Consider the following 24,476-nt stretch of genomic DNA (forward strand, 5'->3'; position numbering starts at 1 on the left):
CGTCCTGCCGGTGAGCACGACGGCAATTGTTACGCAGCGGTGACGCGGCGCCGTCCTCATGCACCGTGCAGCGCGCAGGCGCTACAGTGCGAGCACCACCCTCGCCCGCTTCCTTGCCCATGCGCAACCCCCGGCTGCTGATCACCGCCATCGCCCTGCTGCTGCTCGGCCTGGTCGTCAACCATTTCATGCAGCGCCCGCCGGCGCCGCAGTTCGCGCCGGACCTGCAGGGTGCGACTGCCGCGCGCGCACCGGCCACGGCCACGCCCGGCAAGGGCAACGGTCTGCCCGCCTTCCTGCCCGCCGAAGCCCTGCAGACGATCGCGCTGATCCAGCGCGGCGGGCCGTTCCCGCACCGCCAGGATGGCAGCACCTTCGGTAACCGCGAACAGCAGCTGCCGCAGCGTCCGCGCGGTTACTACCGCGAATACACCGTGGACACCCCCGGCGCGCGCACCCGTGGCACGCGCCGCATCGTCACCGGCGGCGATCCGCCGGAGGCGTGGTACTACACCGACGACCACTACGAATCGTTCCGCAGCTTCACCGTACCGGCCCAGGGAGCGCAGTGATGAGCCACGATGATTTCGGCCTCGGCCTGCATGACATCAACAATGCCGGCGTCTACGCCATCGACAGCGACGACATCGGCGCACTGGCCGCAGCGATGCGCGATGCCGGCCTGAAGGTGATCCGCATCGACCTGGAAGGCGTCGCCGACAAACGCACCCTGCTCGCCCGGCTGGCGGCGCAGCTGGATTTCCCGGCTGGCTTCGGCGGCAACTGGGATGCACTGTCGGACAACCTTCGTGATCTGCAATGGCTGCCGGCCGACGGTTACGCGCTGTTCCTGGCCGACGTGGATACGTTGCGCGCCTCCACACAGAAGGATTTCGACACGTTGCTGGACGTGATGGACGAAGCCAGCCGCGACTGGGTCGGCCGCGACGTGCCGTTCTGGGTGTTCCTGTCGCAGAGCGCGTAGGGCAATGCCCTGGTAGAGGCCGACCTTGGTCGGCGTTCCTGTGCCAACCAAGGTTGGCACCTACCCAAGCGCGAGCCGGCCAGCGTGTGGCGCGCGCGCCTTGCCTAGCGGCTCCCGTTATCTTCCTGCAGCTCTTTCTTGAACGGAATGTCCGGCGGCGGCCGTGCCACCGCCGGCTGGTCCTGCATGTTCGGATTGGTGAGGCCGCAGCCGCCACCCGCCTGCAGGATCGAGATCACGCAGGAGATCTTCGTACCGGTGCCCGGCAACGGAATCTCCATCGACTTGATGCCCTTGCGCACCCATTCGGCCAGCAGTGATTCCTGCGGCACCCAATACTTGTCGAACGAAGTCGGCGTGTAATCGTACGGCGGTCGCTTCAACCAGGTGCCAGACTGCGCGATGCGCTCCTTGCTCCAGCCATCGTTGGCGCCACCTGGGGCACCACGTTCGGCGTGACCGCCGCCTTCCTGCCCCGGCACGCGCACGCTGCCGTCGGCATTGAACAGGCCATTGCCCTTGCCGGCGGCACTGGCCTGGCTTGCGCCCCTGCTGGCGCCGTCGTGGTTGCGGCTCGACGCGCCCCAGTCGTCGCCCTTGGCAGGCGTAGCCCAGTTGCCCGGGTTGGGAGCCGGACGCGCGCCGGCCTGGGCCGGTGTCGTGCTGGAGGCGGATGGCCGTGGCGTGCTGCTGTTGGCCTGGGTTGCAGTGCTCCTGGCCGCAGGCGCGGGCGTTGCCGCTGGCGCGCTGCCACTGGACGTTGAAGGCGCCGCCGCGGGTGCCGACGCAACTTCGCGCTCGCGCACCTGCAGGTCACGGCCTGCCGGCGCACGCACGGTCGGCTCGCGCCCGGCCACAGCAGCCATCCGTACCTGCGGATCGACCACGGCCTGCACTTCGCGCTCGCGCACCTGCACATCGCGCTGCGGCACACGGACCTGTACATCGGCTGTGCGCAGCGGCTGCGATATCGCCGGTGCATCGACCGTACTGATTTCACGCTCCTGCACCGGGATGTCACGCAGCTGCGGCGTCCGCACCGCGATCTCCGGCGCACGCAGTGCGGCCGGGGCCGGCGGCGCCTGCACCGGCTGCACGCTGCGCTCGCGCACCGTCGGTACCGTGTCGCGCGGCACGATGCTGATCTCCGTGCGCGGCACGCTGACAGGTGGCACCACGAAATCCGTACTGGCCTCGGCTACTTCGGTGGCCTGCACCGGAGACGGCGGCGGTGCCGCGACCGGCGCCGGCTCGGATTCGGCGGGCGGCGGCGGCACGCTGGCCACTGCAGCCGGAGCGGGTGCGGACGCAGCTGCCGACGCGGACGCCGGACGCGGCTCAGGTGCCGTTGCGGCCCCTGCGTTCTGGCCAGCTGCAACCTGGCCCGGCGGTGCAGCGGCCGCCGCTTCCGCACCTGGCTGATCGCCGCCGCCCTCCCGGGTAGCGCGACCGACGAACTCCACCTGCACGCGCTCGCCCTCGGCGCCTTGTTCTTCCGGTGCCGAGGTGCGGATCACTGCCACCCATAGCAGCAGCATGAAGAACAGCAGATGCAGCAGCGCACTGGCCAAGGCCGAGACCCAACGCATCCAGCGCTGGTCGCGCGGCGCAGCATCCCAGTCCTGCCAGAACAGACGGCGCATCGCTTGCCAGGGTGACAACCGGGGCAACTGCCCGGGTGGCCCTGGCAGCGGACGCGGCAGCAGCACCGAGATCAACTCGCTGGCGTGCAGCGGCCGCGGCAACGGACCGAGCGAGCGCAGCCACAGCGCCCAGCCATACGGCAGGCGCGTGGTTTTCTCGAGGACGGCCCTGGGCTGCTGGCGGGCCAGCAGCAGGTCGATGAACTGCTCGGCCCGGGTCAGAGGCACGCGTCAGCGATCAGGCGGCGTTGCCGCGAGGGATATACGGCGCGTGGCCACTGTCGTGGTCGGTCGCGTCGCGCACGGCGGTCACGCCCGGCACGCGGCCCATCAGGGTCTTTTCAATGCCCTGCTTGAGGGTCACGTCGGCCATGCCGCAGCCCTGGCAACCGCCACCGAAGCGCAGCAGCACCACGCCTTCGGCCGAAACTTCCTGCACGGCCACCTTGCCGCCATGCGAGGCCAGCTGCGGATTGATTTCGTTTTCCACCACCCAGTGCACGCGCTCGACCAGCGAAGCGGCATCGCCGGGCGCTTCGCCCTTGATGCGCGGCGCCTTGATGGTCAGCTGCTGGGTACCGGCACTGCCGGCGACGATGTCGATCTCGGCGCCATCGAGCCAACCGACGCTGCCGGCATCAACGTAAAGCGTGAAACCATCGCAGTCCACCGCCCACTCGTCGCCGAGCAGGTCGGTCGGTTCGGCGAACTCCAGCCGGGCGTCGGCGCGCGGGGTGCCGGGATCGACCGCGCTCAAGCGCACACCCATGCCGGGCACGCCCTCGCGTTCGATCAGCTTGCGGAAATGGGTCTGGGCAGTGTCGGAGATCTGGATCATCAGGCTATTCTAGCCAAGTAAGCGTCAGCCGCTCATTCGATTTATACACCGTCCGGCGCATTGTTCAGTCAACACGAGGTGGAGATTCCCATGGCCGACCTGATTCCACTGGCCCAGGCCCGTTGCGTGCCGCGCAAAGGCAGCGACCACAAGCTCGGCGAAGCCCGCCTGGCCGAACTGCTGCCGCAGATTCCCGGCTGGGAGCTGAGCGAGGGCGGACAGGCCCTGACGCGCACCTTCCGCTTCAAGGATTACTACGCCACCATGGCCTTCGTGAACGCGCTGGCCTGGATTGCCCACCGCGAGGACCACCATCCGGACCTGGGCGTGCACTACGACCGCGCCGTGGTGCGCTTTTCCACCCACGACGTGGGCGGCCTGAGCGAGAACGACTTCATCTGCGCTGCGAAGACTTCGGCCCTGACGGAGCAACTGCCATGAACGTACGCTTGCTGAGCCTGTCCCTGATTGCTGCGACCGGCCTGGCCGGTTGTGGCCCGTCGGAACCGCCGGCACCACCGCCGCCGCCGCCGACCGAAGTGGCCGCGGTGAAGACGCCGCCACCGCAGTACCCGCTTGAACTGGCCTGCATGGGCGTAGGCGGCACCAGCACCTTCAAGGTGACCATCGGCACCGACGGCAAGCCAAGCGAGGTCGCCCTGCTGACCGGCGCCGGCAACCCGCAGCTGGACGAACTGGCCAAAACGGCCGTTCAGGGCTGGCAGTTCAAGGCCGCCACCCGCAATGGCGCTGCCGTGCCGGCCACCATCCAGGTGCCGGTCAGCTTCAACCCGCCGCAGCCGAAGCCCGATCAGTGCTTCGCCATCGAAGAACGCCTGCGCCGCGGCGGCTGATCGCGCGCGCCCCGACGAGGCCAGCCGACGCCCGCCTCGCCCTCCCCGCCCCGGGCTCATCCGGGGCGGCTGTCTGTTGACCAGGACCGCGTCGGTACATGCTGCAGATTCCCCCCGAAAATGTCTGGATCGCACTGGCGGTCACCCTCGCGGCCGGTCTGGCCACTGCCATCGGCAGCCTGCTGGTGCTGTTCTCGCGCCGCCCCAATCCGCGCCTGCTGGCGTTCGGCCTGGCCTTCGCCGGCGGCGCGATGGTCTACGTGTCGCTATCGGAGATCCTCAACAAGTCCATCGCATCGTTCGCCCTGGCCTATGGCGAGCGCACCGGCTTCACCTACGGCACCTTGGCCTTCCTGGCCGGCGTGATCGTGATCGTGCTGATCGACCACTTCATTCCCAACCCGCATGACAGCCTGGACAAACAGGACCCTGCGTTCCGCGAAAACAGTCGCGAGTACCTGAAGCGGGTCGCGCTGCTGACCTCGGTGGCGATCACCGCGCACAATTTCCCGGAAGGCCTGGCGACCTTCTTCGCTACGCTGGAAAGCCCGTCGGTGGGCATGCCGCTGGCCTTCGCCATCGCCATCCACAACATTCCCGAGGGCATCGCGATCGCGGTGCCGGTGTACTTCGCCACCCAGAACAAGTTCTATGCGTTCAGCGCCAGCCTGCTGTCGGGACTGGCCGAACCGGTCGGCGCGGCACTTGGCTACTGGCTGCTGTCCGGATCACTGTCGCACGCCACCTTCGGCTGGGTGTTCGGACTGATCGCTGGCGTGATGGTATTCCTGGCGCTGGACGAGCTGCTGCCGGCAGCCAAGCGCTATGCCAAGGGCCACGAGACGGTATATGGCCTGGTGGCCGGCATGGGCACCCTGGCGATCAGCCTGGTGCTGTTCAAGTGGTGAGGGGTTCCCGGCCAACGGGCTGAGCCCCCTCGCGGCTGGCACGTTCCGCAGTATCGAGAGGTCACGGGCGGGGTCGGCTTGCAGGGGACGCCGTGAACCCGTCCATGGGGGCTTGTCCGCGGCATCCATGCCGCAGACACCCCTGCAAGCCGGCCCCGCCCGTGCCCCGTCATTCTTCCGTGCACGCCAGCCGCGCGATGAAAAGATTGAAGAGCGAAGCGCGCGCTGCGCGCGTGAGTCGAGTACGACTCGAGTCTACAAAGGCTGCGTGCGGGTATGGGCCTACGCTGCGGATGTCCGGGTCCGCCTTGTAGCGAGCCGAGCACCGCAGGTCCGGCGAGGGCGAAGAGGCGCGGGTGTCTGAGCGCTGCGAATGGCGCCGACCAAGCGCCCGGCGCCGCCGAACTGCCGTCAGCGCAGGCGGTCCAACGCCTCGACCAGCTCATCGGCCAGCGGCGCGTTCAGCACATACGGGCTCTTGCCGTCGTCCAGCGCGAACTCCAGCGAGGCCGCGTGCAGGAACAGACGCTTCAGCCCGATCTGCTCACGAAGCCGCTTGTTGACCGCCGGATCGCCGTATTTGTCGTCGCCGGCCACCGGATGCCCCAGGTGCTGGGCATGCACGCGGATCTGGTGGGTACGGCCGGTCTCGATGCGCACCTCGCAATAGGAATGGCCGCCGCGGCGCTCCAGCACCCGGAAGTGGCTGATCGATTCCTTGCCGATCGCGTTGACCTGCACATGGCGCTCGCCGCCCTGGCGCAGGCCGACATGCAGCGGCGCATCGACCGTCATCACCCCGTCGGGCATGCGCCCGGACAGCAGGGTCAGGTAGCGCTTGCGGATGCCGGCGCCGTGGTCTTCACGCAGCAGCGCCTGCAGTTCGCTCAGCGCCGAGCGCTTCTTGGCCACGATCAGCAGGCCCGAGGTGTCGCGATCCAGCCGGTGGACCAGCTCCAGGGTCTGCCCCGGGCGCAGCGCGCGCAGGGTCTCGATGGCGCCGAAGCTGATGCCGCTGCCGCCGTGGCTGGCCACGCCGGTGGGCTTGTTCAGGGCCAGCAGGCGCGCGTCCTCGAAGACGATGGCCTGCTCCAGCCGGCGCATGAATGCCTCCGGGGGACCCACCTTGTCTCCCTCTTCGGTGAGACGAACCGGCGGCACGCGCACTTCGTCGCCCGCCTCCAGCTTGCGCTCGGCCTTGGCGCGGCCGCCGTTCACCCGTACCTGGCCACTGCGCACCAGCTTGTAGACCAGGCTGCGCGGGGCGCCCTTCAGCTGGCCGAGCAGGAAGTTGTCCAGGCGCTGGCCGGCGCGGTCGGCGGGAACGGTGATCATGCGCACGGAAGGCTTGTCGCCAGCGGGCTTGGTGGGGTCTTGGGCGGTCATCAGGCTGTTTATTCTGTTACACTCGGGGGGCGAGATAAGGGATTGATTTCGTTGGAAGTTACTCAGGGCCAGAAGCCCAGCTTCCGACGAATCCGGCACAGTGCGCGACCACCGCCCGCGGGGCGGCCATGTTAGCGGCTCACCGGCCTTCCCGGCCATCGCCGGATGCCTGACACGCAACCGTGCTGAACATGTCCCGCGTGGCGCTCCAGCCTGGCTGACAGCTGCCTGCGGCCCTGCAACACCCAAAAACCATAAGAGTGAAGCGCTCCCGCGGCCTGCCGTGGTGTCGTAGCGCTGGAAACCCAAGCCGCCCTCCCCGCGCTTGCGCGAATGGGCGGCGAGCCGTGTCCAGAGGCGAAACCCCATGGCGTTCCGCGCGGTAGCCGCTTGCGAGGAACGCAACAATGAAGCGAATGCTGATCAACGCCACGCAGGCTGAAGAGCTGCGTGTTGCCATCGTGGATGGCCAGTCGTTGTATGACATCGACATCGAACAGCCGTCGAAGGAACAGAAGAAGTCCAACATCTACAAGGGCCGGATCTTCCGCATCGAGCCCTCGCTGGAAGCGGCCTTCGTCGAGTACGGCGGTGGCCGCCATGGCTTCCTGCCGCTGAAGGAAATCTCCCGCGACTACTTCCAGGCCGGTGTCGACCACAACAAGGCCGGCATCCGCGAGCTGCTGAAAGAAGGCCAGGAGATAGTCGTCCAGGTCGACAAGGAAGAGCGTGGCAACAAGGGCGCCGCCCTGACCACGTTCATTTCGCTGGCCGGCCGCTACATGGTGCTGATGCCGAACTCACCCAGCGCCGGCGGCGTGTCGCGCCGCATCGAGGGCGAAGACCGGGCCGCACTGAAGGACGCCCTGGACAAGCTGAACATCCCCGACGACATGGGCGTGATCATCCGTACCGCCGGCGTCGGCCGCGATGCGGAAGAACTGCAGTGGGATCTGGACTACCTGCTCAATGTCTGGCGCGCCATTGCCGAAGCGGCACTGAGCAAGCCCGCCCCGTTCCTGATCTACCAGGAATCGCGCCTGATCGTGCGCGCCCTGCGTGACTACCTGCGCGCCGACATCGGCGAGATCCTGGTGGACACCGAGGAAATGTACGAGCACGCCCGCGAATTCATGCAGCAGGTGATGCCGCAGACCCTGCGCAAGCTCAAGCACTACAAGGACGACATCCCGCTGTTCAACCGCTTCCAGATCGAATCGCAGATCGAAGGCGCCTACGAGCGCAACGTGCGCCTGCCGTCGGGCGGCTCGATCGTGGTCGACCAGACTGAAGCGCTGACCGCCGTCGACGTCAACTCCTCGCGCGCCACCAAGGGCAGCGACATCGAGGACACCGCGTTCCAGACCAACCTGGAAGCGGCCGAGGAAGTGGCCCGCCAGCTGCGCCTGCGTGACCTGGGCGGCCTGGTGGTGATCGACTTCATCGACATGGCGTCCAACAAGCACCAGCGCGAAGTCGAGAACCGCCTCGCCAACGCGCTGAAGTACGACCGCGCGCGCGTGCAGGTCGGCCGCATCTCGCGCTTCGGCCTGCTGGAAATGAGCCGCCAGCGCCTGCGCCCGAGCCTGGGCGAGTCCAGCCAGATCGTCTGCCCGCGTTGTGACGGCCACGGCCGCATGCGCAGCGTCGAGTCGCTGTCGCTGTCGATCATCCGCGTGGCTGAAGAGCATGCGATGAAGGAGAACACCGGGCAGGTGCTGGTGCAGGCCCCGGTGGAGATCGCCAATTACCTGCTGAACGAGAAGCGCAGCGCCCTGCGCGAGATCGAACAGCGCCACGAGGCGCCGATCGTGATCGTCGCCGACGAGCAGCTGCACACCCCGCACTACACCGTGACCCGCCTGCGCGAGAACGAGCTGGGTGAAGAAAGCAGCAAGCCCAGCTACCAGCGCGGCACCCCGCGCAAGCTGCCGGTGCACGCGCTGACCAAGGGCCAGCTGAACATCCCGCCGCCGGCGGTGACCCAGGTCAAGCACACCTCCCCGGCCCCGGTGCGCGAGGAAGTGGAGCCGGCCGCGGCCGCTCCGGCCCCGGTCGCTGCAGCCCCTGTTGCGCCGGCCCCGGCGGGCGGCGTGATCGGTTGGCTCAAGCGCGTGTTCGGTGGCGAACCGGCGCCCGCGCCGGCACCGGCCGCCCCGGCTGCACGCCAGCAGCAGGACGGCGGTCGCAAGGACCGCAACAAGGATCGCAACAAGGACCGCAAGGACCGTCGCGACGACAATCGTGGCAATGGCAACGCGCAGCAGCAGAAGGATGGCGGCAACCGCAAGGACCGCGGCGAGCAGCGCAAGGACGGCCGCAACGGCAATAACGGCAATGCGCAGCAGCAGCAGCCGCAGCAGGGCAAGCAGAAGGAGCCGCAGCACAAGGATGGCCAGCAGCCGCCGCAGCAGCAGAACAAGCCGCGCAACGAGCAGCAGGGCCAGAACCAGAACCAGCAACCGAAGCTGAAGCAGCCCAAGCAGCCGCGCCCGCAGCAGCAGGACGGTGACAAGCCGGCCGAGAAGCCGCAGCGCAATGCCGCCGAAGCACCTGCCGAAGCCGTGACCGCAGCTGCAGCCGTAGCCGCTACGGCCGTCGCCGCCAATGGGGTGAACGCGCAGGAAGCCACCGCGCCTGTCGCCCCAGTCGCCCCGGTGGAAGCGGCCGCACCGGTCGACACCGCTGCCAATGCGGCCAGTGCGACCGACGTGGTTGCAGTTGCCGGTGAAGAGGCTGCAACCGACGCCAATGGCGAGCAGGCTGGCGAAGGCGCAACCCGCCGTCGCCGTGGCCGTCGTGGTGGCCGTCGTCGTCGCCGCGGTGGCGCCGAAAACGCCGCCGGCAGCGACGCCCTGGGTGATGACCAGGACGAGGGTGATGACGGTGATGACGCCGACGGCGCCGAGCCGAACATCGACAGCACTGCCGGCACTGCGCCGGTCGCGGCTGTGCAGCCCACGCGTTCGCAGCCGGAGTTCGACTTCGATGACGAAGCCGAGCCGGTCGCTGTCGAAGCCGAGAAGCCAGCCCGTGCTGCAGCCGCTGTTGTCGCCGCGCCGGTTGCCGTGGTGAGCAGCGCTGTGGTCGAAGCCGCCACCCCGGTCGTGGCTGAAGTGCAGGCACCGGTCGAAGCTGCGAAGACCGAAGCGGTGTCCTCGCCGGTGCAGACCAGCATGCTCGATGCCATCGACGCCGCGACCCCGGTCCAGCCGGTCGCCGCTGCCGCACCGGTCGCCAACGCCACTCCGGTGGTGGACGCTGCTGCGCCGGCCATCGAAGCAAAGCCGGTTGTGGCTGAAACGGCCGCGGTGGTTGAAGCCGCTCCGGTGATCGAAGCGAAGCCGGTCGCAGTCGAGGCCGCGCCGGTCGTGGAATCGAAGCCGCAGGTGGTTGAAGCAACCCCGGTGGTTGAAACCAAGCCGGTGGCCAGTGAGAGTGCCCCGGTGGTGGAGGCCGCCCCGGCCGTTGAAGCCACGCCGGTCGTCGAGACTGCGCCGATCGTGGAACAGCCGGTCGCTCCGGTGGCGGTCGAAGCCGCACCGATCGAAGCCGCCGCCCCGAGCGCTGATGCGGTGGTGACGCCGTCGATCGATCCGGTCGCCGATGGCCATGCCGACGCTGCAGCCCAGGCTGCAGAAGCCAAGGCTGATGAAGAAGACGAAGAGGCCGCCAAGCGCACGCCGCCGGCGAACTGATCGCTCCTTGATAGCGTGAAAACGAACCGGCGGGGATCAATGATCCCCGCCGTTTTTGTTTGTGCTTCGGGCCGAACCGTGCCAACCAAGGTTGGCACCCACCAGGGCACAACCCGCGCACGGTCACCGCTTTGGTAGAGGCCAACCTTGGTTGGCGCCGTTGATTGAGTGCACGCGGACACGCCCGTGCCAACCAAGGTTGGCACCTACCTAAGCGTGTCCCGTCAGGGTTTCGGCGCGAACTGCAGGCGGGCCCACACGCCGTAGTGGTCCGAGGCCCAGCGACCGCTGTCGTCGGGCTGGTCGAACAGGATCTTCGCCTCGCGCGCGACCATCTCGTCCTGCTGGAAGAAGATGTGGTCGATCCGCGACGGCGCCTGGTAATAGTGGCGGTTGAGCGTACTGACCCCGGACAGATCGGTGTTGACGTGCACGCTGCCGTAACTGTCGCCGTAGTGGCTGCGCAGCTCGCTCAGATCGCCGGCATCCACCAGTGCATTGAAGTCACCTGCGATCACCACCGGCGCGCCCGCCGACGTCGCGCTGATGAAGCGCAGCAGGTCCTCGACCTGACTGCGACGGATGCGTTGTCCGCTCTCATCACTGCGCTCGTTCAGATGCGTGGCGTAGACGTTTACCGGCGTGCCATCGACGTCGATGCGCAGGTGGGCCACGGTGCGGTAGTCGTCCAAGGGCTGCAGCAGATGATCCCCCTGGGCAAGGATCGGCCGCCGGGTCAGAAGCGCATTGCCGTAGCGCTTGGGCGCGCCGACCGCATCGGTGGACACGAACACGTACTTGTAACCAAGTTGGCTGGCCAGCCATTGCGCCTGGTTTCGCACGTTGCGGCGTTGGATCACCTCCTGCAGGGCAACCGCATCCGGCTGCAGGCGCTTGAGTTCGGCCAGGATGGTGCGGCGCCGGCGTGGCCAGTCCTCGCGGTCATGATGCAGATTGAAGGTGACCATGCTCATGCCTGGCGCGGTGGCGACATCAGCCGCTGCCCCGGCGGCTGGATCGGCCGCCATCGCGGCGCCCGGCAGTGCCAATGCAATGGCCAGCCCCAGGGCGCGCACGATCGTGCGCACTCTTGCCCCCTGCTGCTTCATCGTTACTGCCCCTTGCGCTCGGCGCGGCGCACCGCGCTCGGTACATCGATCTCGACCCGCGCCGGCAGCTGGTGCACGTGCAGTTCCTTGTTGACCCATTCGGCCGCTTCGCCGTTGATGGTCGCCTCACCCGGATCACCGGCGTACGGCCATGGCAACACCACGCCACCGACCGGTGGCACCAGGCCCGGCTGCACCTCCAGCACCAGCTGCTTGTCGCTGCGCTGCAGGCGGTAGTTGAGCTGGCCCTGCGGCGTGCGCAGGCCCTGCACGGCGATGCCCTCGCCCTGCAGCCAGGCGCTCGGAATGCCGGCGGCCAGCACCAGCGCATCGTCCATGTCACGACTGTACGCGAACATGTCCAAGGCCGAGCGCACGAAGTCCGAGGCTACCCAGGCGTGCGGCAGGTCACCGACGAAGAACGGCTTGCGCGGCGTGCGCGAGACCACCTCGGCCCACTGGTTCCAGGCCTGCGGCGCACGGTCCTTGAAAAAGAACTCGGTGGCCTGCCAGGCGCGGTCACGCCAGCCCAGGCGTACGAACGCCGCCACGTTGCGCCACTCGTACGGGGTGTAGTCCTTCCACTCACGCTTGCCGTCGCGGCGGGCCACGAACTCCTTCCAATAGCGCTCGAAGGTCGCCTCCAGTGCCTGCTGCGGCAGTCGGCCCTGCTCGCCGCCCGGCGCCAGCGCGATGGTGGTCGAGGTCGCATCGAAATCGCCCAGCTCGGCCGAGCCCGGCAGGTAGTCGATGTCGTGCTGCTGCATCGCCGACAGCAGCGAGGCCTGCAGGTCATCACGGAACTGGTCACGCGATCCGGCGATCTGCATCGCCTCGACCTTGCCCAGCTGGGCCGCCAGCGATGCCGCGTCCTTGTAGCCGCGCAACGCCCAGAAATTATCCCAGTACGAATGCATCGGCTTGGCCGAATAGCCTTCGTGGCTGATCGAGGCCGGCATCATCCCGTAGAAGGCCGGATTGCGTGCGCGGTTCTCCTCGGTGCGCTCGCTGGCGCGCAGCTGCTCCATGTAGTTGTAGGCGCCCTGCACGTGCGGCCACATCAGCTCGGTGAACGTGCTGTCGCCGGTGTAGCGTCCATACTCGGCAATGCTGTAGATCAGTTCGCCATGGCTGTCGTTCTCCGGTACCGGGTCGCTGCCGCGCGCGTCGACGCAGCACGGCACCTTGCCGTTCTCGAACTGGTACGGCGCATACCAGTTGATGTAGTCACGCACGGCATCGCTGCGCCCCATGCGCAGCAGGCCCTCGGAAATCATCGCGCCATCGCGGATCCAGCTGCGCGCGTACGAGCGCGTGCCCGGCTGCAGGCGTGGGCCAACCCGCGAGATCAGCATGTGCGCGACGGCCGTGCGCAGGGTATCGACCAGTGCCTGGCCCGCAGCCGGCACCTGCAGCGAGACCACGCCCAGCTTCTGCCGCCATTGATCGGCCACCTGCGCCTGCGCCTTGGCCACGTCCAGCGCCTGCGGCGCCCAGCCACCGGTCTGCGGCAGCACCACCGCCACTTCGCGGCTCTGCCCGGGCTCGAGCTTGATCGTGTACATCAGCGCACCCGACGCCATGCCGGTGCTGTCCTTCACTGCGGTCGTGGCCGGGTACTTGCCGCTTTCCAGATGCATCGCATCGAGCTTGCCATCGAACGTACTGGCAAAGCGCGCATCCGGCACCTGCAGCGGATAGATGCGCGGCTCACCGTTGACCCGAACCAGCTGTTCGCCCACATCCAGTGCATCGATGCGGCTGAAGCCACCGACGGTGTTGAGGAACTGGGTGGGCGGGTTGACCTGCCACGGACGGATTGCCAACGCCAGGGTGTACTCGTGGGCGACCTTGTCCGGATTGCTCAGCCGGTAGCGGCCGATCAGCTGCGCGCGCTCGGGCGTGCCCTGCACGAAACTGGTCACCGAAAGCCCGGCCTTCTCATGCACCCAGTCGACGGTGGCGATCGGCAGGTAGTGATCCTGCAGCGACTGGGTGATGGCGACCTTCGACCAGTCCAGCAGCTTGCCATCCAGGCGGATGAACGGCTCGATGCTGAAGCTGCCCTTGGCCGGCTCCAGCGCGCCATCTTCGCTGATCAGCGCCTGCTCCTGGCCACCATCAAGGCCGAGCAGGGTCCAGTACGGCTGTTCGCCCACATAGGCACGCGGCAACGAGCCACGCGGCAGATCGGCGGCCACCGAGGACAGGAAGGCATTGGGCGTTGCGGCGAACGCCAGCGGCTTGAGCGCGATGTCACGGATGCCGTAGCGCCAGTTCGGGCCATCGCGCAGATCGAAACGCACGTAGCGCGCGTCGGTATCCGGCAGCGCCAGCCAATCGCGTCCCCCCGCACCGCCGGTCACCTCGCGCACAGTGCGCCAGTCCCGGCCATCCTCGGACGTCCGCACGGTGTAGCGATTGGCTTCCAGGTTCGGCAGCCAATCGATCACTACACCGCCGATCTCGCGACTCTTGTGCAGGTCCAGGCTGATGGTCTGCTGCTTGACGCCACCGCTGATCCAGAACGTGTCGCTCTTGCCGTCGATCATGCGGTCCTGCAGCGCGGTGGCCGTATCGGCAATCACCGATGGCACCAACGCCGAATCATCCTGCGGCGGCAGGCCCTGCAGGGTCAGCTTGTCGAAGCACACCGTGCCGCGGCCACCGACCTTGCTGTAGATCGTGAACTCGACGGCGGCGCTTCGTGCCATCTCCTTCTCGGGCGAGGGACCCCACGCCTTGTCGATCTGGCGGCGGCGGTACTCGACCGGCGTCCACGCCTTGGGGAAGCTGTAGCCGGGCCGGTTGACCCACCAGACGTTGTCGCCGCTGGCATCGATCAACTTGAACTGCAGGTCGTTGCCCGGCGATTCGCCACGCAGCTGGAATCCGAAGCGGTAATTGACCGGGTATTCGATGTTCAGCGCGCGGCGGATGCCGACGTAGCCGGAGACATCGTGGAAGTCATAGTCCAGGCACAGCGCGCGGCCACCACCGGCACCACTGACCGGGCGCAGCGAACCGCTGACCTGGTCGGACAGCACCAGCGTCCAGGCTGCGATGTCGTCGAAGTCGTCCAGCACCTTCGGTGCCGGCAGCGCCGGAGGTGCGGCGATCGCCAGGGAAGTCCACAACAGGCCCAGTCCAACGGCGATCGCTCGCTTCATCCCTTGACGCTCCCCAGCAACAGACCTTGGATGTAGTACCGCTGCAGCACCAGGAACAGCGCCAGCACCGGGACCACGGTGACCACCGCGCCAGCCATCATCATTTCCACGTCCATGATGTGCTCGCGCGAGAGGGTGGCCAGTGCCACCGGCAAAGTGTAGTGCTCCTGGTCGGTCAGCACGATCAATGGCCACATGAAATCGTTCCATGCGCCCATGAAGGTGAAGATCGCCAGGGTCACCAGCACCGGCTTGAGCATCGGCAGCACAATCTGGAAGAAGATGCGCAGCTCCCCTGCCCCGTCGATGCGCGCCGCTTCCAGCAGTTCGTCCGGGATGGAACGCGCGTACTGGCGTACCAGGAAGATGCCGAACACACTGGCCAGCGCTGGCACGATCACGCCACCGAAGCTGTTGACCAGGCCCAGCTGCTTCATCAGCAGGAACAGCGGCAGCATCGCCACCTGCGCCGGAATCACCAGCGCCGCCATCAGTACCTGGAACAGGCGCTCGCGGCCGACGAAGTTGAGCTTGGCGAAGGCGTAGCCGGCCATGGTGTTGAGCAGCAGCGAACCGACCGTGATGCCAAGCGACACCAGCAGGCTGTTGGCGAAGTTGCCGCCCATGCCAGTGCGCGCGAACAGCTCATGGTAGTTGTGCGTGGTGATGCTGGAAGGCAGCAGCGGCGGCGGGAAATGGCTGGCCTCGCCCTGCGGCATGAACGAGACCGAGAGCATCCACAACAGCGGTGCCAGGCTGACCAGGGCCAGCACCAGCAACGCACCATTGATCAACCACGGGTACCAGCGCGACTGGCCGATTTCACGACTCATACCAACTGCCTCTTGCGGCCGAAACGCAGCATCACGGTGGTCACCGCCAGGATGATCAGGAACAGCAGGAACGCCACGGCGGAGGCGCGTCCCAGGTTCCACCACTTGAAGCCTTCCTCGAACATGAAATACAGCACGCTGACGGTGCTCTGCAGTGGGTCGCCGCGGGTCATCACGTAGGGTTCGGCGAACAGCTGGAAGTAGCCGGACACGGTAATCACGCCGACCACCAGCAGCACCGGGCCGAGCATCGGCAGGGTGATGTGCAGGAACTGCTTCCAGCGCGAGGCACCGTCGATGCGCGCGGCCTCGTACAGGTCATGCGGGATCGCCTGCAGGCCGGCCAGGAAGATCACCATGTTGTAGCCGAAGTTCTTCCACACCGCGAACAGCATGATGGTCGGCATCGCCCAGTTGGGATCGCCCAGCCAGTCGATCGGGCTGATGCCCAGATGGCCCAGGCCGTAGTTCACCAGGCCGTAGCTGGTATGGAACAGGTAGCGCCAGATCACCGCCACCGCCACCAGCGTGGTCACCACCGGCGCGAACAACGCAGTGCGGAACAGCGCCTTGAAGCGCGCAGCCGGCGCATTCAGCAGCATTGCCGCGCCCAGCGATACGCCGATCGACAAGGGCACGCCGATCAACACGAAGTAAGTGGTATTCCACAGCGACTTCCAGAACATCGGTGTCTGCAGCAGATCGATGTAGTTGCCGAGGCCGACAAAGCGCAGGTTGCTGCTGTCAGCCAGGGCATACAGGTCGAAGTCGGTCACGCTCAGCGCCAGCGCCGAAGCCACCGGCAGGCCGAAGAACACGCCCAGCACGATCAGCGAGGGACCGGCGAAAATCCAGCCGGCAAGCGAAGTACGTTTCATTGCGCGCTCCCGGCGGCCACGGCACTGCTCGATTGCGGCGACGGAACGCGCTGCTGCAGGCGTTGTTGTTCATGCATCCAGCGGCGCTTTGCCAGCACCTTGTCCACGCGCTGGTCGAGTTCTTCGACGGCCTTGTCCTGCGGCAGGCCACCGCGCACCACCTTCTCGGTGACGATGCGCATTTCCTGCACGATGCGCTCCCATTCGAGCACCTTCGGCGTCGGCTTGACCCGCTCCAGCTGGTCACGGAACGCTGCGGCCAGCGGATCGTTGGCCAGCGACGGCGCACTCCACGTGCTGCGGCGTGGCGGCAGGTCGCCGATGATCGAATGGAAACGTGCCTGGATCTGCGGGCGCGACAGGAACTCGATCAGCTTCCACGACGCCTCCTTCTGCTGCGACTTGCGGAAGATCACCAGGCTGGTGCCACCGGCGATGCCCGCGCCCGGACCTTCCGGCCCCGGCAGCGCTGCGGTGCCCCACTGCCCTTCCAGTTCCTTCGGCTGCAGCTTCTTGAACTCGCGGATGTTCCATGGGCCGGAAATGTAGAAGACGTTGAAGCCGCGGAAGAACTCATCCCAGACGTTTGAGATCTGCGTCTCGGACATCTTCGGCGCCCAGCCCTGCTCGAACATGTTGGCGTAGAACGCCAGCGTGCGGCGGAAGCCGGGGCTGCTGAAGTTGCCGCGGGTGTCATCATCGCGCAGCAGCGGATCGGGCTGCTGCAGTGCCAGCGACAGCTGCTGCTCGAACTCGTTGATCGGCATCAGCACCGCATAGCGGTTCGGGCCCTGCATGCGCTTGATCGCTGCCATCTGCTCATCCCACTCCTGCCACGTGCGCGGCGGGTGGTCGTAGCCGGCCTTGGCCAGCAGGTCCTTGCGGTAGTAGATCAGGCGCGTATCGACATACCACGGCACGCCGACCAGCTTGCCGTGGATCACGTTGGTGTCCCAGATGCCCTGGAAATAATCCTTCTCATCGACCACGGCAGAGCGATCGACGAACGGCTGCAACGGGGTCAGCGCATCGAGCTCGGCGAACTCCGGCACCCAGGTGTTGCCGAGCTGGCACACGTCCGGCAGGCCGTCGGCGGCGAACGCGGTCAGCAGCTTTTCGTGCGCAGCGGTCCACGGGATGTTCTGCACGTCCACCTTGATGCCCGGGTTCTCGGCTTCGAACTCATGGATCAGTTCGCTGACCACCTCGGCTTCCCGGCCCATTGCCCAGAAGCGCACAGTGGTCGTGTCCGGTTCGGTGCGGGCGCAGCCGGCCACGGCCAGTGCGGCCAGTGCGGCCAGGGCTGGCAGTGTCCAGCGGCGCAGACGGTCGATCCAGTTCGGCATCGGGTTACTTGCCCTGGCCTGTGTTGCGGTTGGCATTGTTCTTCTGTTCCTGCGCGGCAGCCGCGCGTGATTCGGCGATACCCACCGCGCGTGCCGCCGCGGCCTTTTCGTCTTTCTGCAGTTCCAGCGGCTGGAACGAACCTTCCGGCGCCAGCCAGCCACCACTGAACCCCGCCCGCTCCAGGCCCTTGCGGATGTACGGGTTCTTCTTCATCACTTCCCAGACGAAATCATTGCGATAGTTGGCGATCATGGTCAGGATCGGCCCCTGGTCGATGGCGATGTAGTCGCTGGCGACCCAGCCACGATCCGGCACCACGCGGCCGGTCTTGATCGGGATGTCGTAGTTGAAGCTGGGATTGAACGAATCCAGGAAGCCGTAGCTGGAATAGATGTAATCGCCGTAGCGCTTGTGCATTTCCAGCGTGGCCGGGATCACCTGTTCCGGCGCGAACACCACCGACGCGATCGCGGCGGTCGGAGCGATGGTGCCGTCATCGAAGTTCTCGCGCAGGCCAGCGCCGCGCGAAGAGTAATGGCGGAACTGGCGCTGCTCGCCACGGTATTCCTGCGTGGTGTTCTGCGGGCCATCGCTGGCGGTCAGGCCCCAGACGTTCTCGCCGTAATCCTTCCACTGCATCGGGTTGGCGATGGCGTACTCACGCTGGGCAAGTGCAGCCGAGCGGCTGTTGAGGAAGTAGGTACTGCCGCGCTCGCGCATGTAGGCGTCCTGGATGTCGCGGAAGTCGATCCAGACGTGGCTGTACTGGTGGCCGAACAGCGGGCCGAAGGACAGGTATTCCTGGCCCTGGTAGACCCCCCAGTCGTTGTCATAGGTGCGCGTCCACACCGTCCACGCATCCGGGCTGACCGGGTGCGTCGGCGAACCCAGGGCAAGGATGTAGACCATCATGGCCTCGTTGTAGCCCATCCAGTCGTGGTCGATGAAACCGCTCTCGGGGAACCAGCCCATCGAGATCAGCGGCGCACGCTGCTGCAGCCAGGGCCAGTCGACCTTCTTGTACAACGTGTCGGCGATCTGGCGGATTTCCTTCTCACGCGGATCGTCACCGTCGTAGTACGACTGCGCGAACAGCACCCCCATCATCAGCAGCGCGGTATCCACCGAGGACAGTTCGACCCAGCTGTCGTAGCGACGGCCTTCCTGCATGTCCAGGAAGTGGTAATAGAAGCCCTTGTAACCCGCCTTGCCGGTACGCTGCGGGCCCATCGGCACATCGCGGAAGAATTTCAGGGTAGTCAGGGTGCGGTCGATCGCCTGGTTGCGGCTGACCCAGCCGTTCTCGATGCCGATCGGATACGCGGTCAGTGCGAAGCCGACCGAGGCGATGCTGGCGAACGGCCGCGACGGATAGCGGTCCGGGGTCAGGCCATTGATCTCGTTGGTGGTATCCCAGAAGAACTGGAAGGTGCGGCGCTCGATGTCATCGAACAGCGGCGGCAGCTCAGGTTTCATCGGCCGCGGCGGTGCATCGGCCTCGATCAGGATCACCGGCGGGCGCGGCTTGGCAGGCTCCTGCTGGGCCGGCTGGCAGGCGGCCACGGCCAGGCTCAACGCTGCGGCGGACAACAGATGACGTGCCTGCATGGCGCGATTTCTCCGGTGGTCTGATCGATGGGAAAGCATACCGTCCAATGATCTGAAATCGTTTACAAGGTGCGTTCTTAAAAAACCACGAAAAACGTGGTTTGACACCGCGATCATTGCCCATGCCGATGCCCCCTGACCGGCAGCGGCATGGGCAATGGACCGGCACAGGGCCGGCCATTGCTGTTTTCACGCGCCCGATGCCGCCGGCGGAGCGGCGGCATCGGGGTCATGCATCCATCCGGGCTTAGAAGCGGAAGCCCACTTCGGCCTTGACCTGGCGCGGCGTACCGACGATGTCGCCGGTCTCGTTGTAGCTCGCGGTCAACTTGCCATTCTTGTAGTAGTTGTAGTTCGAGAAATTGTCGAAGTTGAACACGTTGATGATGTCGATACGCGCATACAGCTCGGTATCGCCCGGCATCTTGAACGTCTTCGTCGCCTGCAGGTCGACCGAGCGATAACCGAAGATCTTGCCACCCAGCAGGAACTTGCCGTTGCCACCCGGAACCGCCGCCATCGGGGTCGGCAGGTCGAAGCCATTGGCCTGCGGCACGCCGTACCAGTCGTTGATCGCGGTCGGGGTGGCCAGGGTGATCTTGCCACCGAAGGTGATGCCCCAGAAGCCCGCATACGAACCGGTCACCACCAGGCGGTGACGCGGCGCGCCGTTGGAGCGGATGGTCGGGTAGTCACCGATCACGCCACGGTCGAACGCGTAGTGCTCGTTGATGTCACGGTTGTGGCGGGCGGTGGTCCAGGTATAGGCGATGGAGGTGCCCCAACCGCTTTCCTGGGTGAACGGCTTCTGCGCCGACAACAGGATCTGGGTAGCACGGGTCTTGATGCCCTGCTGGCCGATGATCAGGCTGCCGAAGCCCGGTACGTTGCAGCTCCACGCCTGGCCCAGACCGGCTTCGGTGCCACCGCACAGACGCGGATCGTCGAAGAAGTTGCCGGTCGGGTAGCGATTGCCCAGGGTGAAGGCGAAGCCGTCATAGGTGAGCGTGCGCGAGATGGTGGCGTCGGTCAGCCAGTCGCCGATCTGGTTGCTCATGCCCAGGCTGAACTGGTCAGCGTAGGGCACCTTCAGATTGTTGTTCAGCAGGTCGACTTCCAGGCCGGCATTGCTGGTCGAACCGACCAGGCTCTGGAGGTTGCCGATACCGTTGAGCAGGTTCGGGTTCCAGTCATAGCACGCGGCGTTGCCCTGGAAGCACTGACCGGTTGCCGGATTGCGGAAGTAGATCGTCGGCTGCGGCAGGGCCAGCTTGGTGGTTTCCAGCTGCAGGTAGTCGAACAGGTCGCGGTCGTAGGAACGACCGGCACCACCGTGGATCACGTGCTGCTCGTCGGCATTGATGTCATACGAGAAACCCAGACGCGGCTGCCAGGCATTCTTGAATGCCTTGCGGTTGTGGCCGTTGCTGATGTAATCGTTGATGTTCAGGCCGCTCAGCGCCAGCGTGTCGGCGTAGCTCTGGCCAGCGGCGGCACGCGGATCCTGCGCGAACAGCGCATTGACCACTTCCGGCGGGGTCACGAAGTCCAGATAGGACGGGTTCTTCTCGTAGTCCCAGCGCAGGCCGAGGTTCAGCTGCAGGTGGTCGTTGACCTGCCAGTCATCCTGGATGAACAGACCGATCTGCTTCACCTTCGAGCGCACTTCGCCGGACACGCCGGACACGCCGGTGACCGGCTTCACGAACTGGGCCTTGTACGGGATGCTGTCCGGGAAGGTCGGGTTGTCGATGGTGTAGTAGAACTGCGGATTGATCTGCGCCGCATCGGAGGCGTACAGGTCGATCTGCTTGTACTTGGCACCCATCTTGATGGTGTGGTCGCCCGCCCACTGGATGCCATCCAGGGTCAGGTTGTCTTCGATCGACCAGCCCTTCTGGCCCTTCACCTGCGACGACATTGCCGAGGAACCACCGATCGAGACGATGGCGCGCTCCTCGCTCTTGCCGTCCGGCGCGGTGTAGTTGAAACCGTTGCCCATGCTCAGCGGCTTGGGATTGTTGAACGAATCCTCGTGGGTAACCATCAGCTCGTTGTAGTAACGCTCACCGCTGTGGTTCCAGCGCAGCGCGTAACGGCGGTCAGTGTTCTTGGTTTCCTTGCCGTGCATCGGCGCGGTCTGGTCCGAGAACTGCTGCTGGGTTTCATCACGGTCCTGGAAGGTCAGTTCCAGGCGATCGTTGTCGGTCGGCTCGAAGTCGACCTTGGCGAAGATCAGGTCCTGCTGGAACGGCTGGCTGGCCGGGCCCAGGCCGGCCTGGGCATCAGCCGGGACGCGGTTGGCCTTGTTGGTCACCGAACCATGCGGTGCGATGGTCACCGGCAGATCGAAGCGCTTCGCTTCATAGGTCACGAAGAAGTGGGCCTTGTCCTTGACGATCGGGCCGCCCAGGGCGAAGCCGTATTCCTTCTCGGCCGAATCCTCCTTGCCCTTGCCCGGCTGACGCTCGGCCGGGGTCATCGCGCGCATGCTGTCGTTGGTATAACGGTAGAAGGTTTCACCCTTGAACTCGTTGGTACCCGACTTGGTCGCGGCCGTGACCGCTGCACTGGACACCTGGCCGTACTCGGCCTTGTAGTTGCCGGTGATGACCTTGTACTCGCCGATGGCCAGCTGCGGGAACGGGTTACCGGCACTGCCGGACTGACCGGCCACGCCGCCGCCCTTGACGTAGCTCTTCTGGCCCACACCGTCGATGTAGACGTTGGTACCGTCGGAGTTGGTGGCACCGCCGCGCAGCGAGGTGTTGCCCTTGGCGTCGCGGGTGAAGATCATGCCCGGCACCGCGTCGGCGAACTCCAGGAAGTTGCGCGAGACCTGCGGGGTGGTCTGGATCTGCTGCAGGCTGACGGTCTTGCCGACTTCGGACGTGCGCACTTCCTGCAGCAGGGTCGGCGCGACGACGTTGACAGTGTCCAGGTTGGTGGCTGCGGTCGTACCCGGGGTGCTGCTGGCAGCGCCGGCAAAGTTCAGGGTAGCGGTCGAGGCCACGGTGACGGTGACCTTCTGCGACTGGCCGTTGGCGACCACGTCATAGGTGCCCGGGTCCAGGCCCATCAGCGAGTAGCTTCCATCGGCACGGACGGTACCGCGACGGACGGTGCCGGTGGCCACGTTGGTGGCGGTCACCTCGGCGCCGGCCTGCGCGCCGGAAACCTGGCCGCGCAGGCTGGCATTGGCCGACTGCGCCATGACGTTCGGAGCAGCAGCCAGCATCAGGCAGCTGACCAGTGCGGTGCTCAGCAGCCGGCGCGCCGGCGTGCGGAAGGTGGTGTGCATCATCAACTCAATCTCCGGGTGGCGGTAACCGCTTGCGCGGTCCCTGCGATCAATCAAAAAAGAAGGAACGCCTCCGGCTTCAACGGCCGGATGGCGGAGTGGTGGAATCGCGAACTATCAAGCGGGGAACCAGGGTCTGCTTGTCCCCTGTCCCATCCGTGGAGGTGCCGTCCATCAACTGCATCAGGCGCGTCATGGCCCGATCGCCGAGTTCGGCGATGCTGACCTGCATGGTGGTCAGCGACGGGTGGACGAAACGCGCCAGTGGAATGTCATCGAAACCGGCCAGGGCGACGTCGGACGGAACGTGGACACCTGCCTGCGTGAACGCATACAGGCAACCCAGCGCCATCATGTCGTTGGCGGCGAACACGGCATCAGGCAGCGCTCCGGCTGCCAACAACTCCTGACCGGCGCGATGGCCGGAAGCTTCGTCGAAATCACCGGGCAGCTCGATGCCTTCGGCGTCACTGCCGAAAGCCGCCAACGCGTCACGGAAGCCACGCAGGCGCTCGCGCGCGTCGAAGTTGAGGTCCGGGCCAGAAATGAAAGCGATACGGCGGTGACCCGCGTCAAGCAGATGGCGGGTCATCGCCATCGCACCGGCATGGTCATCGATGCTCAGCACCGGGTGGTCCTGCCCGGGCAGATAGGTGTTGATCAACACCGTTGGCAATGACTGCGGCAGGTTGTCGGTCAGGAATCCCGGGCTCTCCGCATAGGGCGAAAGCACCAGCAGGCCGTCGACGCGGCCGCGCATGGCGCGCAGGGCCGCGCCCTGCTGCTCCTGGTCACCGTGGTAACTGGACACCAGCAGGTGCTGGCGGCGGTTGCGGGCGACGTTGTCGATGCCGCGCATCAGCTCGGAGAAGAATTCGCCGTACAGGTCAGGCAGTACCACGCCCACCGTATTGGTGCGACGGCTGCTGAGGCTGCGGGCGGCGGCGTGCGGGGTGTAACGCAGCCGTGCGGCCACCTCCAGCACAAGCTGGCGGACCGGTTCGGCGACATTTTCATGCCCGTTGAGCGCGCGGGAAACCGTGGCCACGGAGACCCGGGCTTCGCGAGCGACGTCTTTGATTGTGATAGCTGCCTTGTTCACGAAGCCGCCCTCCACGGCTTGGACCTACCAGCATTGGCGCGGAATGTAAGCGTTTCCATCTGGGCTTGTAAACAGTCCGTTAGGCGAATGTCCTGAAATGGACATGGAAATCTGTCTGTGGCGAGCCCGCTGACGGACCCGCCAGGACAGTGTGGGACAAGGGCTCAGCCCTGTTCTGACGGGGTCAATGCGCGAATGGACAGCGCGTGGATGTCGGTCTCCATCATCGCGCCCAGCGCGGCATAGACCGCGCGATGCCGGGCCAGTGGACCCAGTCCGGCGAAGCGTTCACTGACCACATGCACGTTGAAATGGCCGCGACCATCGCGCGCACCGGCGTGGCCGGCATGACGATGACTGTCGTCTTCGATTTCCAGCACGCTCGGGGCCAGCGCCTGCTGCAGTGCGTCACGCATCCGCTCGATCCGCTCCGCGTTCACGGCAGGACCTTGCGGAACGGACGCACCTGTACATGGGTGTAGACGCCCGCGGCTACGTAAGGGTCGGCATCAGCCCAGGCCTTGGCCTGCACGAGCGACTCGAACTGCGCGATCACCACCGAACCACTGAAGCCGGCCGGGCCCGGGTCCTCGCTGTCTACTGCCGGGCACGGTCCGGCCAGCAGCAGGCGGCCTTCGTCGCGCAGCGCGTGCAGGCGCGCCAGGTGTTCCGGACGTGCCTGCAGTCGCTGTGCCAGCACGTCCTGGCCGTCATAGCCTTCAATCACATACCACACGGCATTTCCTCGCTTGCGTTGTCGGGTACGCAGATTCTAGCCAATGCCGCCCTGGCCCCAGCCCGGCTGGACACTGGCGC

The 24,476-nt window shown here is 66.2% G+C and carries 19 protein-coding genes; 6 read left to right on the forward strand and 13 right to left on the reverse strand.

Features of this window, described 5'->3' with window-relative positions; translation table 11 throughout:
- Positions 1-119 precede the first annotated feature (119 nt).
- The gene (locus Q9Q79_RS13555) at positions 120-572 is read left to right on the forward strand and encodes a ribonuclease domain-containing protein (RefSeq protein WP_005410311.1); all 453 of its coding nucleotides are present in this window, start codon (positions 120-122) and stop codon (positions 570-572) included.
- Complete coding sequence (locus Q9Q79_RS13560; RefSeq protein WP_005410312.1) at positions 572-985, forward strand: barstar family protein; 414 nt, start codon at positions 572-574, stop codon at positions 983-985. The genes Q9Q79_RS13555 and Q9Q79_RS13560 overlap by 1 nt, the downstream gene beginning before the upstream one ends.
- Positions 986-1,089: 104 nt before the next feature.
- Here the strand turns inward: Q9Q79_RS13560 and Q9Q79_RS13565 are convergent, their stop codons facing one another.
- Positions 1,090-2,856 (reverse strand): hypothetical protein, encoded by a 1,767-nt coding sequence (locus Q9Q79_RS13565; protein WP_076739319.1) that lies wholly within the window; start codon positions 2,854-2,856, stop codon positions 1,090-1,092.
- 10 nt (positions 2,857-2,866) lie between these two features.
- On the reverse strand, positions 2,867-3,466 hold the full coding sequence (locus tag Q9Q79_RS13570) for an NfuA family Fe-S biogenesis protein (RefSeq protein WP_005410314.1): 600 nt from the start codon (positions 3,464-3,466) through the stop codon (positions 2,867-2,869).
- 90 nt (positions 3,467-3,556) lie between these two features.
- On the opposite strand from Q9Q79_RS13570, the gene Q9Q79_RS13575 reads away from it, so the two are divergent.
- The 3 genes from Q9Q79_RS13575 to zupT all read left to right on the forward strand — a co-directional run bounded on the left by Q9Q79_RS13575 (position 3,557) and on the right by zupT (position 5,228).
- Entirely contained in the window at positions 3,557-3,907 is a 351-nt protein-coding gene (locus Q9Q79_RS13575) for a 4a-hydroxytetrahydrobiopterin dehydratase (protein ID WP_005410315.1), read from the forward strand.
- Positions 3,904-4,320 carry an energy transducer TonB gene (locus Q9Q79_RS13580; protein WP_005410316.1) on the forward strand — a complete coding sequence of 139 codons (417 nt, stop codon included), beginning with the start codon at positions 3,904-3,906 and terminating at the stop codon, positions 4,318-4,320. Before Q9Q79_RS13575 ends, Q9Q79_RS13580 begins: the two co-directional genes overlap by 4 nt.
- A 98-nt stretch (positions 4,321-4,418) precedes the next feature.
- Complete coding sequence (gene zupT / locus Q9Q79_RS13585) at positions 4,419-5,228, forward strand: zinc transporter ZupT (protein ID WP_012480802.1); 810 nt, start codon at positions 4,419-4,421, stop codon at positions 5,226-5,228.
- A gap of 411 nt (positions 5,229-5,639) precedes the next feature.
- Here the strand turns inward: zupT and Q9Q79_RS13590 are convergent, their stop codons facing one another.
- The gene (locus Q9Q79_RS13590) at positions 5,640-6,614 is read right to left on the reverse strand and encodes an RluA family pseudouridine synthase (RefSeq protein WP_111118353.1); all 975 of its coding nucleotides are present in this window, start codon (positions 6,612-6,614) and stop codon (positions 5,640-5,642) included.
- 407 nt (positions 6,615-7,021) lie between these two features.
- Between Q9Q79_RS13590 and Q9Q79_RS13595 the strand changes: the two genes are divergently transcribed.
- Positions 7,022-10,312 carry an Rne/Rng family ribonuclease gene (locus Q9Q79_RS13595; RefSeq protein ID WP_201863944.1) on the forward strand — a complete coding sequence of 1,097 codons (3,291 nt, stop codon included), beginning with the start codon at positions 7,022-7,024 and terminating at the stop codon, positions 10,310-10,312.
- 224 nt (positions 10,313-10,536) lie between these two features.
- Here Q9Q79_RS13595 and Q9Q79_RS13600 read toward each other — a convergent pair whose 3' ends face one another.
- The 10 genes from Q9Q79_RS13600 to Q9Q79_RS13645 form a co-directional block, all read right to left on the reverse strand.
- Positions 10,537-11,421, reverse strand: coding sequence for an endonuclease/exonuclease/phosphatase family protein (locus Q9Q79_RS13600; protein ID WP_201863942.1), 885 nt, complete (start codon positions 11,419-11,421; stop codon positions 10,537-10,539).
- Positions 11,422-11,423: 2 nt separating this feature from the next.
- On the reverse strand, positions 11,424-14,591 hold the full coding sequence (locus Q9Q79_RS13605) for a discoidin domain-containing protein (protein ID WP_114618912.1): 3,168 nt from the start codon (positions 14,589-14,591) through the stop codon (positions 11,424-11,426).
- Positions 14,588-15,424 (reverse strand): carbohydrate ABC transporter permease, encoded by an 837-nt coding sequence (locus tag Q9Q79_RS13610; protein ID WP_005410322.1) that lies wholly within the window; start codon positions 15,422-15,424, stop codon positions 14,588-14,590. Before Q9Q79_RS13610 ends, Q9Q79_RS13605 begins: the two co-directional genes overlap by 4 nt.
- On the reverse strand, positions 15,421-16,302 hold the full coding sequence (locus tag Q9Q79_RS13615; RefSeq protein WP_005410323.1) for a sugar ABC transporter permease: 882 nt from the start codon (positions 16,300-16,302) through the stop codon (positions 15,421-15,423). Before Q9Q79_RS13615 ends, Q9Q79_RS13610 begins: the two co-directional genes overlap by 4 nt.
- On the reverse strand, positions 16,299-17,648 hold the full coding sequence (locus tag Q9Q79_RS13620) for a sugar ABC transporter substrate-binding protein (RefSeq protein WP_133050899.1): 1,350 nt from the start codon (positions 17,646-17,648) through the stop codon (positions 16,299-16,301). The genes Q9Q79_RS13615 and Q9Q79_RS13620 overlap by 4 nt, the downstream gene beginning before the upstream one ends.
- Before the next feature lie 4 nt (positions 17,649-17,652).
- The gene (locus tag Q9Q79_RS13625; protein ID WP_024956629.1) at positions 17,653-19,257 is read right to left on the reverse strand and encodes a glucoamylase family protein; all 1,605 of its coding nucleotides are present in this window, start codon (positions 19,255-19,257) and stop codon (positions 17,653-17,655) included.
- Positions 19,258-19,504: 247 nt separating this feature from the next.
- The gene (locus tag Q9Q79_RS13630) at positions 19,505-22,561 is read right to left on the reverse strand and encodes a TonB-dependent receptor (protein ID WP_033832936.1); all 3,057 of its coding nucleotides are present in this window, start codon (positions 22,559-22,561) and stop codon (positions 19,505-19,507) included.
- A 76-nt stretch (positions 22,562-22,637) separates the two neighbouring features.
- A complete protein-coding gene (locus Q9Q79_RS13635) occupies positions 22,638-23,675 on the reverse strand; it encodes a LacI family DNA-binding transcriptional regulator (protein WP_012480808.1) in 1,038 nt (345 codons plus the stop codon).
- A 149-nt stretch (positions 23,676-23,824) separates the two neighbouring features.
- Entirely contained in the window at positions 23,825-24,076 is a 252-nt protein-coding gene (locus Q9Q79_RS13640) for a BolA family protein (protein WP_032963317.1), read from the reverse strand.
- 20 nt (positions 24,077-24,096) lie between these two features.
- On the reverse strand, positions 24,097-24,396 hold the full coding sequence (locus tag Q9Q79_RS13645) for a YciI family protein (protein WP_201863940.1): 300 nt from the start codon (positions 24,394-24,396) through the stop codon (positions 24,097-24,099).
- Positions 24,397-24,476: the final 80 nt, after the last annotated feature.

The organism is Stenotrophomonas sp. a6 (genome assembly GCF_030913325.1).
GTDB lineage: Bacteria > Pseudomonadota > Gammaproteobacteria > Xanthomonadales > Xanthomonadaceae > Stenotrophomonas > Stenotrophomonas maltophilia.

Coding starts and splice junctions, on each gene's coding strand:
- Q9Q79_RS13615 (WP_005410323.1), bottom strand. CDS start 16,302: ATGAAACGTACTTCGCTTGCCGGCTGGATTTTCGCCGGTCCCTCGCTG.
- Q9Q79_RS13555 (WP_005410311.1), top strand. CDS start 120: ATGCGCAACCCCCGGCTGCTGATCACCGCCATCGCCCTGCTGCTGCTC.
- Q9Q79_RS13575 (WP_005410315.1), top strand. CDS start 3,557: ATGGCCGACCTGATTCCACTGGCCCAGGCCCGTTGCGTGCCGCGCAAA.
- Q9Q79_RS13630 (WP_033832936.1), bottom strand. CDS start 22,561: ATGATGCACACCACCTTCCGCACGCCGGCGCGCCGGCTGCTGAGCACC.
- Q9Q79_RS13640 (WP_032963317.1), bottom strand. CDS start 24,076: ATGCGTGACGCACTGCAGCAGGCGCTGGCCCCGAGCGTGCTGGAAATC.
- Q9Q79_RS13610 (WP_005410322.1), bottom strand. CDS start 15,424: ATGAGTCGTGAAATCGGCCAGTCGCGCTGGTACCCGTGGTTGATCAAT.
- Q9Q79_RS13580 (WP_005410316.1), top strand. CDS start 3,904: ATGAACGTACGCTTGCTGAGCCTGTCCCTGATTGCTGCGACCGGCCTG.
- Q9Q79_RS13620 (WP_133050899.1), bottom strand. CDS start 17,648: ATGCCGAACTGGATCGACCGTCTGCGCCGCTGGACACTGCCAGCCCTG.
- Q9Q79_RS13570 (WP_005410314.1), bottom strand. CDS start 3,466: ATGATCCAGATCTCCGACACTGCCCAGACCCATTTCCGCAAGCTGATC.
- zupT (WP_012480802.1), top strand. CDS start 4,419: ATGCTGCAGATTCCCCCCGAAAATGTCTGGATCGCACTGGCGGTCACC.
- Q9Q79_RS13560 (WP_005410312.1), top strand. CDS start 572: ATGAGCCACGATGATTTCGGCCTCGGCCTGCATGACATCAACAATGCC.
- Q9Q79_RS13625 (WP_024956629.1), bottom strand. CDS start 19,257: ATGCAGGCACGTCATCTGTTGTCCGCCGCAGCGTTGAGCCTGGCCGTG.
- Q9Q79_RS13595 (WP_201863944.1), top strand. CDS start 7,022: ATGAAGCGAATGCTGATCAACGCCACGCAGGCTGAAGAGCTGCGTGTT.
- Q9Q79_RS13605 (WP_114618912.1), bottom strand. CDS start 14,591: ATGAAGCGAGCGATCGCCGTTGGACTGGGCCTGTTGTGGACTTCCCTG.
- Q9Q79_RS13600 (WP_201863942.1), bottom strand. CDS start 11,421: ATGAAGCAGCAGGGGGCAAGAGTGCGCACGATCGTGCGCGCCCTGGGG.
- Q9Q79_RS13590 (WP_111118353.1), bottom strand. CDS start 6,614: ATGACCGCCCAAGACCCCACCAAGCCCGCTGGCGACAAGCCTTCCGTG.